Origin of the sequence: Stenotrophomonas sp. TWI819, from assembly GCF_039673075.1 — a bacterium.
GTDB lineage: Bacteria > Pseudomonadota > Gammaproteobacteria > Xanthomonadales > Xanthomonadaceae > Stenotrophomonas > Stenotrophomonas rhizophila_B.
Window position 1 is genome coordinate 112,246 of record NZ_JBDJKY010000008.1, and the last position, 16,767, is coordinate 129,012.

At 66.2% G+C, this 16,767-nt stretch carries 11 protein-coding genes; 3 read left to right on the top strand and 8 right to left on the bottom strand.

From position 1 onward, the window contains the following. Positions 1-29: 29 nt before the first annotated feature. Both ABE463_RS12575 and mtnC read left to right on the top strand, forming a co-directional pair. Positions 30-593 (top strand): acireductone dioxygenase, encoded by a 564-nt coding sequence (locus ABE463_RS12575; RefSeq protein WP_259260997.1) that lies wholly within the window; start codon positions 30-32, stop codon positions 591-593. Positions 594-596: 3 nt separating this feature from the next. Continuing rightward, complete coding sequence (gene mtnC / locus ABE463_RS12580) at positions 597-1,295, top strand: acireductone synthase (protein WP_346468396.1); 699 nt, start codon at positions 597-599, stop codon at positions 1,293-1,295. A 117-nt stretch (positions 1,296-1,412) separates the two neighbouring features. On the opposite strand, the gene ABE463_RS12585 is transcribed toward mtnC, so the two are convergent. The 6 genes from ABE463_RS12585 to ABE463_RS12610 form a co-directional block, all read right to left on the bottom strand. Further along, a complete protein-coding gene (locus ABE463_RS12585; RefSeq protein ID WP_346468397.1) occupies positions 1,413-4,055 on the bottom strand; it encodes a glycoside hydrolase family 2 protein in 2,643 nt (880 codons plus the stop codon). A gap of 89 nt (positions 4,056-4,144) precedes the next feature. Next, positions 4,145-5,338, bottom strand: coding sequence for an AGE family epimerase/isomerase (locus ABE463_RS12590; protein WP_346468398.1), 1,194 nt, complete (start codon positions 5,336-5,338; stop codon positions 4,145-4,147). Further along, positions 5,335-6,330 carry a carbohydrate kinase gene (locus tag ABE463_RS12595; RefSeq protein ID WP_346468399.1) on the bottom strand — a complete coding sequence of 332 codons (996 nt, stop codon included), beginning with the start codon at positions 6,328-6,330 and terminating at the stop codon, positions 5,335-5,337. Before ABE463_RS12595 ends, ABE463_RS12590 begins: the two co-directional genes overlap by 4 nt. Before the next feature lie 7 nt (positions 6,331-6,337). Continuing rightward, the gene (fucP, locus tag ABE463_RS12600; protein WP_346468400.1) at positions 6,338-7,648 is read right to left on the bottom strand and encodes an L-fucose:H+ symporter permease; all 1,311 of its coding nucleotides are present in this window, start codon (positions 7,646-7,648) and stop codon (positions 6,338-6,340) included. Between the two features lie 44 nt (positions 7,649-7,692). After that, complete coding sequence (locus ABE463_RS12605; RefSeq protein ID WP_123729126.1) at positions 7,693-8,736, bottom strand: LacI family DNA-binding transcriptional regulator; 1,044 nt, start codon at positions 8,734-8,736, stop codon at positions 7,693-7,695. 58 nt (positions 8,737-8,794) lie between these two features. After that, entirely contained in the window at positions 8,795-11,194 is a 2,400-nt protein-coding gene (locus tag ABE463_RS12610) for a GH92 family glycosyl hydrolase (protein WP_346468451.1), read from the bottom strand. A 655-nt stretch (positions 11,195-11,849) separates the two neighbouring features. On the opposite strand from ABE463_RS12610, the gene ABE463_RS12615 reads away from it, so the two are divergent. Further along, on the top strand, positions 11,850-14,915 hold the full coding sequence (locus tag ABE463_RS12615; protein WP_346468401.1) for a TonB-dependent receptor: 3,066 nt from the start codon (positions 11,850-11,852) through the stop codon (positions 14,913-14,915). A 111-nt stretch (positions 14,916-15,026) separates the two neighbouring features. Here ABE463_RS12615 and ABE463_RS12620 read toward each other — a convergent pair whose 3' ends face one another. Next, complete coding sequence (locus ABE463_RS12620) at positions 15,027-15,758, bottom strand: copper homeostasis protein CutC (protein ID WP_346468402.1); 732 nt, start codon at positions 15,756-15,758, stop codon at positions 15,027-15,029. Then, positions 15,755-16,753 carry a N(4)-(beta-N-acetylglucosaminyl)-L-asparaginase gene (locus ABE463_RS12625; RefSeq protein WP_346468403.1) on the bottom strand — a complete coding sequence of 333 codons (999 nt, stop codon included), beginning with the start codon at positions 16,751-16,753 and terminating at the stop codon, positions 15,755-15,757. The genes ABE463_RS12620 and ABE463_RS12625 overlap by 4 nt, the downstream gene beginning before the upstream one ends. Positions 16,754-16,767: the final 14 nt, after the last annotated feature.

The following is a 16,767-nucleotide window of genomic DNA, read 5'->3' on the forward strand; positions in this document are numbered from 1 at the left end:
CTTCCCCTCTTCGCCTCGATGCCGCCGCCATGAGCCGACTCCGTATCTTTGATGACACCGCCCCGGATGTCCCGCTGTTCGACAGCCGGGATGGCGAGGCAATCGCCGCCGAGCTGAAGCCGATCGGCGTCACGTTCGAGCGCTGGCAGGCGGCCCACGAGGTCGCGCCGGGCGCCAGCCAGGACGAGGTCTTCGCCGCCTACAAGGTCGATATCGACCGTCTGGTCGCCACGCACGGCTTCAAAAGCGTGGACGTCGCCTCGATCGCGCCGGACAACCCGAACCGCGCCGAGCTGCGCAGGAAGTTCCTGGACGAGCACTTCCACAAGGAAGACGAGGTCCGCTTCTTCGTCGCCGGGTCGGGCCTGTTCACCCTGCATGTGGACGGCAAGGTCTACGAGATCGAGTGCGTCAAGAACGATCTGATCGCCGTGCCCGATGGCATCACCCATTGGTTCGACATGGGCGAGGAACCGAGTTTCGTGGCGATCCGCTTCTTCACCGAGCCGGACGGCTGGGTCGGCCATTTCACCGGCAGCGACATCGCCCAGACCTTCCCGCGTTACCACCCCGCACAGCACCAGGCCGACTGATCCATGCCGCAACCGACCGTCATCCTCACCGATATCGAGGGCACCACCAGCAGCATTTCGTTCGTCAAGAACGTGCTGTTCCCGTATGCGCGCAAGGCGCTGCCGGCGTTCGTCGCCGCCCATGGCCAGGAGCCGCAGGTGCGCCGCTGGCTGGACGCGGTGGCGGTGGAGATCGGTGGCGCCTGCCAGGACAGCCTGATCGTGGAGACGCTGCAGGGCTGGATCGACCAGGACCGCAAGCACACCGCGCTCAAGGCGCTGCAGGGCATGATCTGGGAAGCCGGCTACCGCAACGGCGATTACAAGGCGCACTTCTATCCGGAAGTGGCCGCCGTACTGAAGGGCTGGCATGCCGAGGGCAAGCCGCTGTACGTGTATTCCTCCGGCTCGGTGCCGTCGCAGAAGCTGTTCTTCGGCTTCAGCGAAGCCGGTGACCTGACCGGGCTGATCTCGGGCTGGTTCGACACCGAAGTCGGCGGCAAGCGTGAGGCCGACAGCTACCGCCATATCGTTGAGGCGATCGGCGTGCCGGCCGCGCAGATTCTGTTCCTGTCGGATGTGGTCGAAGAGCTGGACGCGGCCCGCGAGGCCGGCCTGCAGACCCGTCTGCTGGATCGTCTTGAAGATTACCCGCTGCCGCGCAGCGGTGAGGCCACCCACGGCCACGACCGCGTCGAGAACTTCCAGCAGATCACGCTGTAACCGGTGGATCCACGCCACGCGTGGATCCTTTCCGCTCGTGATTCAAGGTAGATCCACACCATGCGTGGATGCCTTTCGCGCGATTCCGGTACCACGCCAGCCACGCATGGCGTGGCCCTACCTCCGGATATCTGCCAAGGACTGCAGGCGCATCGCGCTGCGCAGCGTCGCCAGATCCGCGGCCGACGTGAGCCGGATCGTCACCGTTTCACCCGGCACCAGGTCCAGCGCATTGTCTTCCAACGCGACGTCCCGCCCATCGAAGTCGATCCACAGCGCCCGCACCAGCGTCGGCGAGCGCAGCGTCAGCAGGTAGCCGTCGCCGTCGGTGCGCAGCTCACTTTCGATCTTCGCCGCTGACAGCGCCAGCGCTTTGGCCGGTACGAAGTACACCACCTGCTGCGACAACAGCGTCGCACCATCGAACAACTCCACCACCGCCACGGTCCGCGCAGGATCAGCGCCTTTTAACAGGTCGGCATCGGCAAATCGCCCTACCTCCAACGCTGACAGCGGTGGCACTGCCACGGTGTGCCGTTGCTCGCTGCGCTGGGTGCCATCGAGGTCGATCACCCGCACCCGCCACGTGGCCTGCAGGCCCTGCTGACGATCATTGAGCAGGCTCACCCGGGTCACCCCTTCATCGCGCAGTGCCGCCACCGCGTGGTCGGCGAAGAAGCGCTTGGCGTGGAAATGCAGCGCTTTCCAGCGCCCGGCGTAATCAATGCTCGACCACGACGCCCCCGGCCATACATCGTTGAGCTGCCAGTACAACGAGCCCATCGTGTACGGCCGCGAGGCCCGGTGATGCAGGGCAGCGAGCTGGATGCCATCGGCCTGCATCACCTGGCTCAGGTAGACGAACGTGGGGAAGTCACGCGGCGTGCCGTACTCCTCCTCGATGTACTTGAGCAGGCGCTGGTTGCCCTCGCCCGCCATGAACTTCTGGTGCGCGCGCACCGTCGGGCTGTCCACGTGCTGCTCGGCGGCGGGAATGATGCCGCCCAGCGTGCGCAGCACCGGCCAGGCCTGCAGGCCGTATTCGGACATGAAGCGCGGCGTCTCGCGCAGGTAGGCGGTCACCGGCAGCGCTGGATTACCCCACACCTGCCAGTAGTGCTTGTCGCCGCGGGTGGAATCGTTGGCCTTCTCATCGAGGTCATTGCTCGGCGAGCTCGACCAGTACGGCACGCCCAGCCCTTCCTCGGCCACCACCTGGCGCAGGTCGTTGCCGAACAGGTCCACATACCCCTGCCAGACCTTCGCCGCGAAGGCAGGATCGGCAGCGGTCAGGTCACGCCCGTGGCCCCAGTCCTTCCACGCGGTCTCTTCCTCGTTGTTGCCACACCACAGCACCACGCTGGGGTGATGGCGCAGGCGGCGCACATTGTCCCGCGCCTCTTCGACCACGTTCCCGCGGAATACCGGATCGTACCCGGGCTGCATGCCGCCACCGAACATGAAGTCCTGCCAGACCAGCAGCCCGAGTTCGTCGGCAATATCGAAGAACACATCGTCTTCGTAATAGCCACCGCCCCAGTTGCGCAGCATGTTCATGTTGGCATCGCGCGCTGCGGTCAGCTCGCGACGGATCCGCGCCGCGTCCACACGCGCCGGGAACATGTCGAACGGAATGACGTTGGCACCCTTGGCGAAGATCGGCACGCCGTTGATCACGAACGCGAAGCCCTGCCCGCCATTGCGGTCCACTTCGCGGCGCAGCTCGACGGTGCGCAGGCCGGTGCGTTGCTCGATCTTCGTCGCACCAGACGTATCAGGGGCCAACGTGGCGCGCACGGTATAGCGCGCCTGCTCGCCCTGCCCGGCCGGCCACCAGCGGCGCGGCTGGTGCAGCGCCACCGGCACCACGATGCGGTTGTCACCGGCCTGGAGCATCGCCTTGCGGTCGATGCGCGCCACGCGCCTGCCGTCCGGGTCCAGCACCTCGATCCGCACCGCAGCGCTGCCGACCGCCGCACTCTCGATCTCAACGGCAATCTCCAGATCCGCCCGGGTCGCATCCAGCGCACGGGTCTGCACCACCAGCGCGGTCAGCCGCTGTGCGTCCCAGCTCTCCAGCCTTACCGGCCGCCAGATGCCGGCCGTCACGTACCGCGGGCCCCAATCCCAGCCGAAGTGATAGCCCGGCTTGCGCACGAAATTGCCGACCATCGCGTCGTTGGGCTCATCGCCATAGGGCGAGGGGTAGTTGCCGGCGATCTTGTGCGGCATCGCCTGCACGTCCGGCAGCAGGGTGCGGATCGGCGAACGCAGCACGATCCGGAGTTCATTGCCGTGGGGCCGCAACCGGCCGTCCACCCGCGCACGCCAGGTGCGGTGGCTGTTGTCGGCCTGCAGCAGGGACTGGCCGTTGAGCGTGACGGTGGCGAACGTGTCCAGCCCTTCGAACACCAGCTCGGCATGCGCGCGCGCCAGCGTGGCCGCGTCCACATCGAACCGTGCGCGGTATTCCCAGTCAGCCAGGCCGATCCACTGCAGACCGGCTTCTGGTGCGCCCACGTAGGGATCGGCAATCAGCCCCTGCGTCAGCAGATCGGTATGCACCGCGCCGGGCACCTGTGCGGCACGCCACTGCGCCAGCTGCGGGTGGGCAGGAAGCTGGGCATCGCCAGGCATCAGGCGGAATGACCACTCGCCCGCCAGCGGGGCGGCTGCCACGGGCAGTGCCCATGCTGCCAGCAGGACCAGCAACAGCCAGCAGGCCGGTGCAACGACATGGAGACGGCTGTGCGCGCGCATGGGGACCTGCCTGGCTGCGGGAGCAGCCGACCAACGGTCGGCTCCACCGGGATATTGGGGCAGCCGACCGACGGTCGGCTCTACCGGATTCAACGCACGACGTTGAGCACTTCGTAGCAGGCGCCCATGGTGTGGTAATCGGTCTTGCCGGCCGGGCTCTTTTCATCGCTGTACTTGCGGTTGTCCGCATCCAGGATGCGGAACCACGCGCCGTACTGGTGATCGACCATATGCGCCCACGCATACGCCCACAGGCGGTCGTACCAGTCCCAGTACACGGCATCGCCGGTGCGCTTGGCCAGCAGTGCGGCGGTCGCCAGTGACTCGGCCTGCACCCAGAAATACTTGTCGTCATCGCAGACGCTGCCATCCGGCGCGAAGCCGTAGTACAGCCCGCCACGGTCGGCGTCCCAGCTGCGCGCAACGGCCACATCGAACAGATGCCGCGCGGTCGGCACCAGCCAGTCGGCCTGCACGTGGCGGTCCAGGATCAGCAGCAGCTTGGCCCACTCGGTCTGATGCCCTGGCTGGAAGCCCCAAGGGCGGAACAGGTGCTTGGGGTTGTCGCGGTTGTAGTCCCAGTCGATCTGCCAGTGGGTGTCGTAGTGCTCCCACACCAGGCCATCGCCCTGCGCGGCCTGGCGGCGGGTCATGTGGTCGGCCAGCAGCAGCGCACGATCAAGATAGCGCTGCTCGCCACTGGCCTCGAACGCGGCCAGCATCGCCTCGCACATGTGCATGTTGGCGTTCTGGCCGCGGTAGTCGCTGAAGGTCCAGTCGGCATCGGCTTCGTCCTTGTACAGGCCGAACGCCGGTTCCCAGAAGCGCGTTTCCAGCAGCTGCCAGGTCTCGTCCATCCACGAACGCGCCTCGGCAATGCCAGCTTTCAGCGCGCAGCTGTAGGCCAGCAGCACGAACGCGACGCCATAGCAGTGGTTGGTTGCATCTTCGACCACACCGTCACGCAGGGTCCAGGCGTAGCCGCCGGTGGCCGGGTTGCGATGCACGTCGCGCAGGTAACGCACGCCGTGTTCGACCGCCGCCAGATCCTCGGACTTGCCGAACTCGCGGTAGGCCATCGCGTGGTTGAACACGAAACGCGTGCTGCTGACCAGATGACGGTGGCTGGCGTCGTACACGCTGCCATCGTCACGGTAGTAATGGAAGAAGCCGCCCTTGAGGTCGATTTCATGCGGCTGATAGAACGCCATCGTCCGCGCGATATGGGCGCGCAGGAAATCCGGCGAACGGAAATCGGGCTGGGATGCAGTGGTGGTGCTCATGCGGCGGTTTCCTGTTGTTGCTGCAGCAGTTGCTGGACTTCCCCAAGAGTGGGCATCGCGGCGAACGCCCCCTTGCGGGTGACCGCCAGGGCACCGACAGCCGCGCCGAAGTGGATCGCCTCGAGCAGACCGGTCTGTTCGGCGCAGAACGCGGGGAACGCCGTGCCGTCACCGTCGCGTTCGCCGATGCCGAACAGCAGGCCGCCCACGAACGCATCGCCGGCCGCGGTGGAATCCACCGTCGTCACCTGGAAGCCCGTGAGTACGCCGTTGCCGTGGCGGGTGTGCCAGCGGATCGGCGCGGCGCCATCGGTGATCACCACCGCCTGCGCCTGCGCGCCGAGCAGGCGCTCGACCACCGCGGCGTCGCCACCGGGCATCGAGGCCGCCAGATACTCCAGTTCCTCGCGCGACAGCTTGACCAGGTCGGCCAGCGACAGCGCTTCCCACAGGCGCGGCAGCGGGTCGACACCGGTCGGCCACAGCGCGGGGCGCAGGTTGAGGTCAATGCTAACCATCGCGCCGGCCTGCCGGGCGCGGCGCATGCCCTCCAGCGTGGCCTGCGCGATCTCGGCCTCGGTCAGGCTGTTGGAGCACACATGGAAGCTGCGCGTGCCCTGGAAGCAGTTCGGGTGGAAATGCGTGCTACGGAACAGCAGATCCGCCGCCGGCGGGCGGTAGAAGCTGAAGCTGCGCTCGCCACTGGCATCGAGTGCGACGAACGCCAGCGCGGTCTTGGCTTCATCCGTGCGCACGATGCAATCGGTCGCCACGCCGGCACTGGCCAGGCTCTCGGCGAGGAAGTCACCGAACATGTCCTTGCCGAGCATGCCGGCGAAATGCGTGTCCGCGCCCAGCCGTGCGGCCGCGACGGCCACGTTGGCAGGCGCGCCGCCGGCGTACTGAAGGAACGCACGCGGCGTATCGGGAGAAGCCGGGGGTTGGGCAAGTAGATCGATCAAAATCTCGCCGAAACAGACAATCTTTGACATCTTGGCCTCAATTTCCCTGGCGGATTCCAGCGGCCGGGCGCGAACCCCACAGGCCGTAGAAGATGATGTAGCCGTAGCACAGCAGCGGCAGGATGAAGGACGGCTGCAGGCCGATATGGTCGGCCAGCTTGCCCTGCAGGACCGGGATCAGCGCCCCGCCGACAATCGCCATGATCAGCAGGCTCGAGGCCTTGGTGGTCAGCGTGCCCAGACGTTCGATGCTCAGCGCGAAGATCGTCGGGAACATGATCGAGTTGAACAGGCCGATCGCCACCACCGAGTACAGCGCCACCTGGCCCTGGGTCAGCATGGTCAGGGTCAGCAGCGCCACGTTCATGCTCGCGAACAGGGTCAGCAGCAGGCGCGGCGAGAAGCGGGTCATGATCGCCGAACCGGCAAAGCGGCCGATCATCGCCATCGTCCAGTACGCCGAGACGTAATGCGTGGCCTGCTGTTCGCTGAAGCCGCCGATGTTCGGCAGCGACAGGTAGTTCACCAGCACGCTGCCTACCGCCACTTCCGCACCCACGTAGAAGAAGATGCCGAGCACGCCGAACCGGACGTGGCGATGACGCAGCGCCTCCATCAAGGTGTGCTTGTCGCCACCGTTCTGCTCGGTCGTCTCATTCAGTGCCGGCAGGCGGAACAGATACACGAACACGGCAAGCAGGACCAGCGCGATCGCCAGCCCGACATACGGGCCCTGCACCGACTGGGCTTCCTGGGTGCGATAGGCCAGCTGTTCGGCCATCGGCAGCACATTGATTTCGTCCGCACTCTTGACGGTGTTGCCCAGGATGAGCAGCCCGCCGAAGATCGGCGCAATCGCCGTGCCCAGCGAGTTCAACGCCTGCGCCAGCGTCAGGCGGCTGGAGGCCGTCTGCTCCGGGCCCAGCAGCGCGACATACGGATTGGCCGCCACCTGCAGCACGGTAATGCCCGTGGCCAGCACGAACAGCGCGCCCAGGAAGGCTTCATACACCCGCAGCTCGGCCGCCGGCCAGAAGCCGAGCGCGCCCACTGCGGCGATGGCAAGACCGGCCACGATGCCGTTCTTGTACCCCAGCCGTGCAACCAGCCGACTGGCCGGCACCGACATCAGGAAGTACGCGCCGAAGAAGGTGAACTGCACCAGCATCGCGCGGGCGTAGGTCAGGTCGAACACCGCCTTCAGATGCGGGATCAGGATGTCATTGAGGCAGGTGAGGAAGCCCCACATGAAGAAGATCGTGGTCGCCACGGCCAGCGCGACACGCGTGTTCACCACGGGCGCAGCGGAGGATGAGGACGGGAGACGGGGCGTTGGGGAAATGGGCATTCAAGTACGCGCCTCATTGCGCGAGCAGGTGAAAAGGGGCGGAATCAGGCGACAGTGCTGCCGCTGCTTTCGCGGATACGAAGTTGGACCGGTGCAACAGTACGCTGTGCCGCCGCCTCCGGGTGATCGAGTCGCTGCAGAAGCAGCTCCGCGGCCTGCCGCCCGCGCTCGCGCGGGTTGACGGTCAGCGTGGTCAGCGGCGGCGATGCCACGGAGGCCTCGGAAATATCATCGAAACCGGTCACCGCGAAGTCGCGGCCCGGCTGCACCCCGCGCGAGGCCAGGCCCAGCATCAGGCCCAGCGCGACGCTGTCGTTGTAGCAGACCGCTGCGGTCGGCACTGCACCCAGCGCGAACAGCTCACCGGTGCGTGCGGCCGCATCCAGGCGGCTGGGCGAGGTCTCGATCAGCCACTCCGGCTGCACCGGCATGCCCGCCTCCACCAGCGCCTGCGCATAACCGGTACGGCGCTGATGGCACGAGCTGGACACGGCATGACCCCCATAGAACGCGATACGGCGGTGACCCTGCTCGATCAGATGGCGCGTCGCCAGGTAGGCACCCTGCTGGTTGTCCAGCGTCAGAAAATCCCATTCGGCGCCGGGCAGTTCGCGATTGAACAGCAGCACGTTGGCATGACCAAGCACCTGGCGCAGCTGCCCCGCGTCGCTGCCTTCGGCCGGCGACAGGATCAGCCCGGCCGGCATGTGCTCCATCAGCGTGGCCAGCACGGCCTGCTGCCGCTCCGGCGATTCGCCGGTGCTGCCGAGCAGGGTCACGAAGCCCTTGCCGCCCAGCGCTTCATCCACCCCGGAGGCGAATTCGGCGAAGAACGGGTTGGACAGATCGTTGATCACCAGCGCCACGCTGGAGGACGTCCGCCGGCGCAGGTTGGCCGCGCCGCGGTTGTACACATACCGCTGGCGCCGCAGTTCGGCTTCCACCTTGGCCCGGGTGTCGACGTTGACCAAGGGGCTGCCGCGCAGCACCAGCGACACGGTCGCGCGCGACACGCCGATCGCTTCGGCGATGTCGGTCACGGTGACCGCGCGCGTACCTTTGCCGGCAGGGGTGGCCTTGTCGTTCATCGGGTCGTCGGGTTCCTCAAGCAAGGTGCAAGCCTAAACGATCGCGCTGACCTGCTGCTCATTCCAGTACCGCGCCCGGGGTGGCGCAGAACGAGGCCGGCAGCGCCTCGGCCTGGGTGCCCCAGCCGTTCTCCGGCGCGGTGCCGCCCAAGGCGAAGGCGATGGTGCCACCGCGCTGCAGCTGGGCCCAGTCCAGCCACACCGGCGCATGCGCGCGGCCATCGACCTGGACATTCTGGACATACTGCAGCTGGCGGCCATCCGCGCCCGGCGCCTTCAAGGTCAACGTTTTACCCTGGCCCAGATCGATCTCGGCACGGGCGAAGCGCGGCGTGTGCAGCAGGAACTCGCCGCTGCCCGGCACCGCCGGGTACAGGCCCAGTGCACTGAACAGGTACCAGGCCGACATCGTGCCCAGGTCATCGTTGCCGGTGACGCCATTGGGTGCGTTGGTGAACAGCTGCTGCGCGGCGCGCACCACGGTGGCGGTCTTCCACGGCTGGCCGATCAGCGTATACATCCACGGTGCGTGCAGGTCCGGCTCGTTGTTGGGGTTGTAGCGGAACTGGTTGTAATAGCTGTACGGCCCGACCACCCATTCCTTGCGGGCGGCGGTCAGCGGCGATGTCACGAGGGCGTCGTAAGCGAAGAAGGTATCCAGGCGGCGCGCGGTCTGTTCGCGGCCGTGCATGGCCTGGACCAGGCCCGGCACGTCCTGCTGCGCCAGCCACTGGTACTGCCATGCGGTGCCTTCATGGAACCCGTGGTGCGAGCGCGGGCTGTATCTGCCATCGGCCGGCAGGTACCACGCGCCATCCTCCATGCGCGGCCGCGGGAAACCGTTGAAGTCGCCCTCCTCGTCACGCACCGACGGATCCCACACCTTGTGCCAGTTGCGGCCACGCTCGCGCAGCACGCCGGCATCGGCAGCATGGCCGAGGCCGTCGGCCATCTGCGCCAGCGCGCAGTCGGCCAAGGCGTATTCGAGCGTTGCCGAGCCCCCGTGGTGCGGATCCACATCCATGCCCTTGGAGGGGAAGGCGCGGTCGTACTGCACGTAGCCGTTGGCCAGGTAGTTCGGGTTGCCCGAACGGCCGGCATGACGCGAGTTCATCGGCGGCACCTCGAACGCGTTCTTGCGCAGCGCGGTGTAGGCCTCGCCTTCGCGGCCGTCCAGCGCGCCGAAGCGCCACAGGTCCACCAGGAACGGCGTGACCGGATCACCCGTCATGATGTTGGTTTCGAAGTTGGCATAGCCCCAGCGCGGCAACCAGCCGCCCTGCGCTTCAATGGCCAGCAGGGTCCGGCCGATGTCGCGCGCGACCTCCGGCTTGGTCAGCGCCAGCCACTGGTTCTGCGCACGGTAGGTATCCCACAGCGAGAAGTACTCGTAATAGGTCCAGCCATCGGCGCGATGGATGTTGTCGTCATAACCACGGTAACGACCGTCGGCATCGCTGCCGGTCAGCGGCTGCAGCAGCGCGTGGTACAGCGCGGTGTACAGCACGGTGCGGTCGTCGCTGTTGCCGCCCTGCACACGCACGGCCGCCAGTTCCTTGCGCCACTGCTGCTGCGCCATCTGGCGCATCTGATCGAAGCCGAGCAGGCGATCACCCTGCATGCCATCGCTGCGCAGGTTGGCGCGCGCGCCTTCGGCATCCACGTGCGAAATCGCGCTGACCGCGGTCACCGCGCGGCCCTTGGACAGATCGAAGCTGAGCCAGGCACCGCTGGGCTTGAGCTCGCCTTCCATGCCGTGGCGTGCGCCGGGCAGGCCACCGCCCTCGCCCCAGGTCCCGAACGCCTTGAACGGGCGGTCGAACTCGATGCGGAACCAGGTGGTGTACTGATGCCCACCGCAGAAACTCTTGGTGACCAGCTTGCCCTCGACGGCACGGTCGCCGACCACGTCGACCACGCTGCCGATCACCGAATGGCGCTCGTTGGCCTGGCCAAGGTTGACCAGCACGTGGCCGGTGCCGGCATCGGCGGCAAAGGTGTAGCGCTCGGCGGCCGCGCGGGTCCGCGCGGTGGCCTCGGCATCGATGCCGCCGTAGTTGGTCAGGCGCACCTTGTAGTACCCGGCCTGCCCCACTTCGCCGTCGTGGGTGTAACTGGAGGCGTAGCGTTTATGGTCGAAGCTCTTGGCATCGTCGGTATTGAAATCGCCACCCGGGCCGATGCTGCCGGTCACCGGCAGGACCGAGACCTGGCCGCCCTGCTCCCAGCAGCCGGCACCGGACAGGAACGAATGCCCGAAACCGCGGATCTTGGGGTCGTCATAGCGCCAGCCGGCGTAGTGCTCGCCGATCGGGCTGACCTGGATCAGACCAAACGGGGCCGAGGCGCCCGGGAACGTATTGCCATCATCCTTGCTGCCGATGAAGGTGTTGACCTCGCGCTCCAGCGCGGCGGGCGCAGCCTGCAGCACCAGCGGTGCACAGCTCAGCGCCAGCAGGCAGGCCAGACCAGCGAGCGGGCGGCGGCGGACCGGACGAGCGCCGGCAATAGCAACAACAGCAACATGGTGGGAAAAACGGGTCACGGACACGGGCTCCTTGTCGGACGTGGCGGCAGCGAGAACCAACGGCGACGGGGACCGGCGGCTCCTTGTACTGGGCGACCCAATCCACACCCCGGTGAATTTAGATCGATTTAAGTAAAGCACGGAGATTTCGCGGGATGCATTCTGCGCTGCAACATGCACGCGGCTTCCGCCCCCGCGCGCCGCGCGCCGCGCAGCGCAGAACCCCTATCGCCCGCCAAGCTGCGCAGGAAACGGCCGCAGCAGGTGCTTGCCTGCGTGGCTGAGAGGGAATCCCCCGATTCGCTGGGTCGGCGCGCACGCCCTGCGGACGGTCGCTCCTGGTCCATATTGCGGAGCAGCATGCTTCCCGGCCCCGGTCGTGTTAAAAATTCGCCGCCAATCGTTTAGATCGATCCAACTTAAAACGGTCACGATTGCCGGAAGTGGGGAGCCGGGGGACTGCCCCACGCGATGCATGCGGGACGCGCCAGGCAACTCGACGCCCGAGATGATTCGCCTTCAACATTAGATCGATTCAAAGAATTCGTATCGCCACCGTGTCAATCCAGGAGAGGGAGAGAGTGGAATGAAGATGTCACGCATGCACCGCCGCGTCAGGTTGTCCGCGGCCATTGCCAGTGCCTTGGCCACCGCTGTTGTGCCGGCCAGCGCCTTCGCGCAGCAGGCCAGCCCGGCGACCGGCACCCCTGATGCAACCACGCTCGACAGCGTGACCGTCACCGGCTACCGCTACGCCATCGAAAAGAGCCTTCAGCAGAAGCGCGATGCGAACGCCGTGGTCGAAGTGATCACCGCCGAGGACGTGGGCAAGTTCCCCGACAAGAACGTCGCCGATGCGCTGCAGCGCGTGCCCGGCGTGGTGATCACGCGCAGCGGCGGCGAAGGCAAGAGCGTCAGCGTGCGTGGTCTTGCGCCCGACCTCACCCTCACCCAGTTGAACGGCAATTACGTTGCCACCTCGGAAACCAACAACGAGGCGTCGCGTTCGTTCAATTACACCCTGCTGCCGTCGAACATGCTGTCCAGTGCGGAGCTGTTCAAATCTCCCGAAGCACGCATCGACGAAGGCGGCATCGGCGGCACGGTGATCCTGCATACCCGTCGTCCGCTCGACATGGAAGCCAACTCGGGTTACGTGAACCTGGAAGGCACCTCGTCGGATACCAGCCACGACATCGACCCGCAGGCCTCGGCGCTGTACTCCTGGCACAGCAAGGATGAGCGCTTTGGCGTCCTGGTGGGCGTGACGCAGCAGAAGCGCACCAGCCGCACCATGGAAGCCAGTACCGAGGATTACCAGTGGTATGGCGCCGGCGACGCGCGCGATGCCAACGGCAACGTCCTGGCGCAGGATGGCATCCACTACTGGTGGGGGCAGTCCGGTTTCAACAACCAGACCGGCGGCAACTACAGCGACTTCTTCATGCCGACCTCGGTCAACTTCGCGGTGAAGGAAGAAAAGCGCGAACGCAAGGGTGGGCAGCTGACCTTCCAGTTCAAGCCGCTGGACAACCTGACCCTGACCGCCAACTACTTCCGCTTCGAGCTGCAGGGTGATTACACCCAGAACATGCTCAAGGTGCCGGAGTGGAGCATGGCGCGCTTCAACGGCGACGGTAACTGGGCCGGCGGCCGACTCCTCAACGGGCTCGATTTCGATCCCAGCGGCACCATCGTGACCGGCGCGCAGTTCGAGAAGCTGCCGGGCAAGGCCTACATCTGCAGTGAAGAACAGGCCGCAGCGGCCGGCCTTGCGCCGGGCGGCTGGGGTCCGGACGACTGCACCCTGCCCACCCCGCAGCTGACCGGCGGCTACAGCAAGGAAAAAGCGCTTTCGCAGACCGCCGACCTGGCCGTCGAGTGGGACATCAGCCCGCTGTGGAAGGCCTCGTTCACCGGTGGACGTACGTGGTCCGAAGGTGGTCCGTCGATGAACTTCCGGATGTCGGCCAAGCCGCGCCGCAAGGTCGGCCCGGACTATCTGTCGGGTAACCAGTACACCGCGTGGGACCTGACCGGCACGCCGTCGGTGCAGTTCTCCCCGGACCTGCAGGACCAGTTGATGGCCGGCATTGCCGAAGTCGACACCGGCTCGACCGACTCGTCGTGGATGCAGACCGAGGTTGAACAGAACTACTTCCAGGCCGACTTCACCAAGCTGTTCGAAGCCGGCTGGCTGGACTCGATCCAGTTCGGCACCAAGTACCGCGACGGCAAGGTCCACCGCAACACCGGCAACACCTACTGGGTCTGCCAGGGCCTGGATCCGGCCGACTACGATAACAACCGTTACCAGGCCGGCTGCGATTCCACCGCCGGTGATGCCCAGCCGGGCTTCTTCCTGTCCAGCCCGATCAGCAACATCGCCGGCGGCTTCAATGCCAACGTGTTCCCGGGCGTGAACTACCCGGCCTACATCAATTACCTCAACCAGACCTACGGTGGCTCGCACAACCGGACCGAAGAAGACTTCGTCTACGACGTCAACGAGAAGATCTACTCCGGGTACTTCCAGGCCAACTTCCGTACCGAACGCGTCCGCGGCAACGTCGGCGTCCGTGTGGTGCGCACGCAGCAGTTCGCCCAGTCCAGCGATTCGGTCGAGCGCTTCAACGACTACTTCGTGGACAACGCCAACGGCTCGCCGATGAGCTGCGATGATCCGGCGGCCGATCCGACCCTGCGCTGCCAGGGCGGCTTCGTGCGCCTGCCGGACAACCAGGTCCGCGACAAGGTGTATACCCTCAGCTCGCTGGACAAGACCTATACCGACGTCCTGCCCAGCTTCAACATTGCCTGGGACATCACCGACAGCCTGGTGCTGCGTGGCGCGGCGTCGAAGGTGATCGCACGTCCGGGCTACACCAGCATCGCCTACCCCGGTGGCCTGAGCTACATCAGCGAGGAGTACAGCAACGACCGCCGTGTCGCTGGCGGTACCGACACCCCCGGCTGGTACGGCTCGGGCAGCAACAAGAACCTGGAACCGTTCGAAGCCGTCCAGTTCGACCTCGGGCTGGAGTGGTACTTCAAGCCGGGCTCCGCCGCGGGCGTGGCCCTGTTCCGCAAGAACGTGGACAACTTCACGGTGCCGGTGGTGCGCGATCAGCAGATGACGGTCGGCGGCCAGACGGTCACCGTGCAGAAGTACGCCACGGAAGCCAACGGTCGCGATGGCGTTTCGCAGGGCGTGGAGGTGTACGGTCAGTACACGTTCGACATGGGCTTTGGTGTCCAGGCCAACTACACCTACAACGACACCAACCTCGCCTCGATCGTGCTGGATGGCGAAGAGATCGGTGCCTCGCCGCTGGTCGGCAGCGCCAAGAACCAGGCCAACGTCACGATCTTCTACGAGAACGACAAGCTCCTGGCCCGTGCCTCGTACAACCGCCGTGGCGAAGTGGTCGGTGGCCTGAACAACGGCCTGACCACCTACACCAAGCCGTACGACCAGCTCGACCTCAACGTGGCCTACAACATCACCCCGGACTGGACGGTGACCGCCTCGGTGCTGAACGCCACCAAGTCCGAACTGCAGAGCTACATCGGCAATGACAGCCAGGCCCGCCTGCTGTCCAACATCTATGCCGGCCGCCAGCTGTACTTCGGCGTGAACTGGAAGTTCTAAGCACGGTCCTCCACGGCAGCTGCGCTCGTACAGGCGGCTGCCGTTTCTTTTAACGGGGACGGGGGTAGTTAATCGTGGTTGTGCGTCGCGGATTAACTACCCCCGTCCCCGTTATCCCAGCGCCGCGCGCAGTGCGTTGACCTGCGCCACGTCGGTGGCGGTCCAGTCCGGTGACAGTCCCATCAGGGCGGGATTGTGGTGGCGCATTGCCGACCGCTGCGTCGCCTTTGCCGAGGCGTGCAGTTCGACGCACCCACTGCGTTCGGCGATCTCCACGACGTTCGCCGGGGTGATTCCCGCACCGGCCATCATCGAGATCCGATCGCCTGCCTGGGCAACCAGGGCGGCCAGAACATCGGCACCGGCCAGCGCACTGGCCTGCCCGCCCGAACTCAGGATGCGCTGGCACCCCAGCGTCACGATCTGCTCCAGCGCCGCCGGCAGATCAAGCGCCGCATCGAAGGCGCGGTGGAACGTGATGCCGAGCAGGCCTGCTGCGGACACCAGTTCGCGGCACAGCGGCATGTCGATGCCACCGTCGGCATCCAGAGCGCCGATCACCACGCCGTCGCAGCCGAGCGCACGGCAGTGCGCGATGTCGCGCAGCATGATCTCGGCCTCGAGTCCGGTGTAAAGGAAATCGCCCGGTCGCGGCCGGATCAGCACGAACAACGGAATCTGCACGCGATCACGGGCCACCGCAATGCTGCCCTGCGACGGGGTGGTGCCGCCCTCGGCCAGGTTGTCGAACAGTTCGATCCGGTCCGCGCCCCCTTGCTGGGCGGCCAACGCAGAGGCCACCGAATTGGACGCGATCTCCAGCACCCGCCGCCGCACGCTCACGTCTGCTCGCTCGTATAGACCGAGGCGGAATCACGCAGATCATCCTGCCGGTCGGTGTCGCAGACCGCGTAGACGAAGCCGCGATGCAGCGCGTAGGCGCCGACCTCACCGTGCTTGTTCAACGCGAGGAAACACACCTGCAGGGTCTTGCTTGCTTCCGGACGCTTGCGCACCACCCGGGCGATCGCCTCGCGGCAGGCGTCGGCAGGTGAGCGGCCCTGCCGCATCAGTTCGACCACCAGGAAGGAAGCCGCGTTGCGGATCATTTCCTCGCCGACGCCCGAGGCGGTGGCCGCCCCGACCTCGTTGTCGACGTACAGGCCGGCTCCGATGATCGGGCTGTCGCCAACGCGGCCGTGCATCTTCCAGGCCATGCCACTGGTAGTGCAGGCACCGGCCAGGCGCCCCTGCACATCGATGGCGAGCATGCCCAGTGTGTCGTGGTTACTGCTGTCGCCGGGGCGGCTGCGCCGTTCGGCATTGATCTCGGGCGTGTACTGCGCGGTCTTGAGCCACTCGCGCCAGGCTTTTTCGGCTTCCGGGGTAAGCAGCTTGCTGCGTTCGAAGCCCTGCTGCACCGCGAACTGCTGCGCGCCCTCGCCCACCAGCATCACGTGCGGGGTCTTTTCCATCACCCGTCGCGCCACCGAAACCGGATGCGCGATATCGCTCAGTGCGGCCACCGACCCACAGCGGCCATCGCCGTCCATGATGCTGGCATCCAGGCTCAGCACGCCATCACGGTCCGGATTGCCGCAGCGCCCGACCGTGGGATTGCATAGATCACTCTCGGCCCAGCGCGCACCGGCCTCGACCGCGTCAAGCGCGGAGCCACCGGCCGACAGGGTCTTCCACGCGACCTGGTTGGCACCCACGCCGAAATCCCAGGTGGACACGACCCGTGCACCGGATGCGCTCCGTGCCTGCAGCGTTGGCAATGCCAGCGCACCGGCGGCCAACGCGCTCGCCTGAAGAAATCGTCTGCGGTCATTCATCGGTGCACCTCCAG

Bases quoted from the DNA above. Each gene is read 5' to 3' on its own strand.
- ABE463_RS12575 (WP_259260997.1), top strand. From the start codon at position 30: ATGAGCCGACTCCGTATCTTTGATGACACCGCCCCGGATGTCCCGCTG.
- mtnC (WP_346468396.1), top strand. From the start codon at position 597: ATGCCGCAACCGACCGTCATCCTCACCGATATCGAGGGCACCACCAGC.
- ABE463_RS12585 (WP_346468397.1), bottom strand. From the start codon at position 4,055: ATGCGCGCGCACAGCCGTCTCCATGTCGTTGCACCGGCCTGCTGGCTG.
- ABE463_RS12590 (WP_346468398.1), bottom strand. From the start codon at position 5,338: ATGAGCACCACCACTGCATCCCAGCCCGATTTCCGTTCGCCGGATTTC.
- ABE463_RS12595 (WP_346468399.1), bottom strand. From the start codon at position 6,330: ATGTCAAAGATTGTCTGTTTCGGCGAGATTTTGATCGATCTACTTGCC.
- fucP (WP_346468400.1), bottom strand. From the start codon at position 7,648: ATGCCCATTTCCCCAACGCCCCGTCTCCCGTCCTCATCCTCCGCTGCG.
- ABE463_RS12605 (WP_123729126.1), bottom strand. From the start codon at position 8,736: ATGAACGACAAGGCCACCCCTGCCGGCAAAGGTACGCGCGCGGTCACC.
- ABE463_RS12615 (WP_346468401.1), top strand. From the start codon at position 11,850: ATGAAGATGTCACGCATGCACCGCCGCGTCAGGTTGTCCGCGGCCATT.
- ABE463_RS12625 (WP_346468403.1), bottom strand. From the start codon at position 16,753: ATGAATGACCGCAGACGATTTCTTCAGGCGAGCGCGTTGGCCGCCGGT.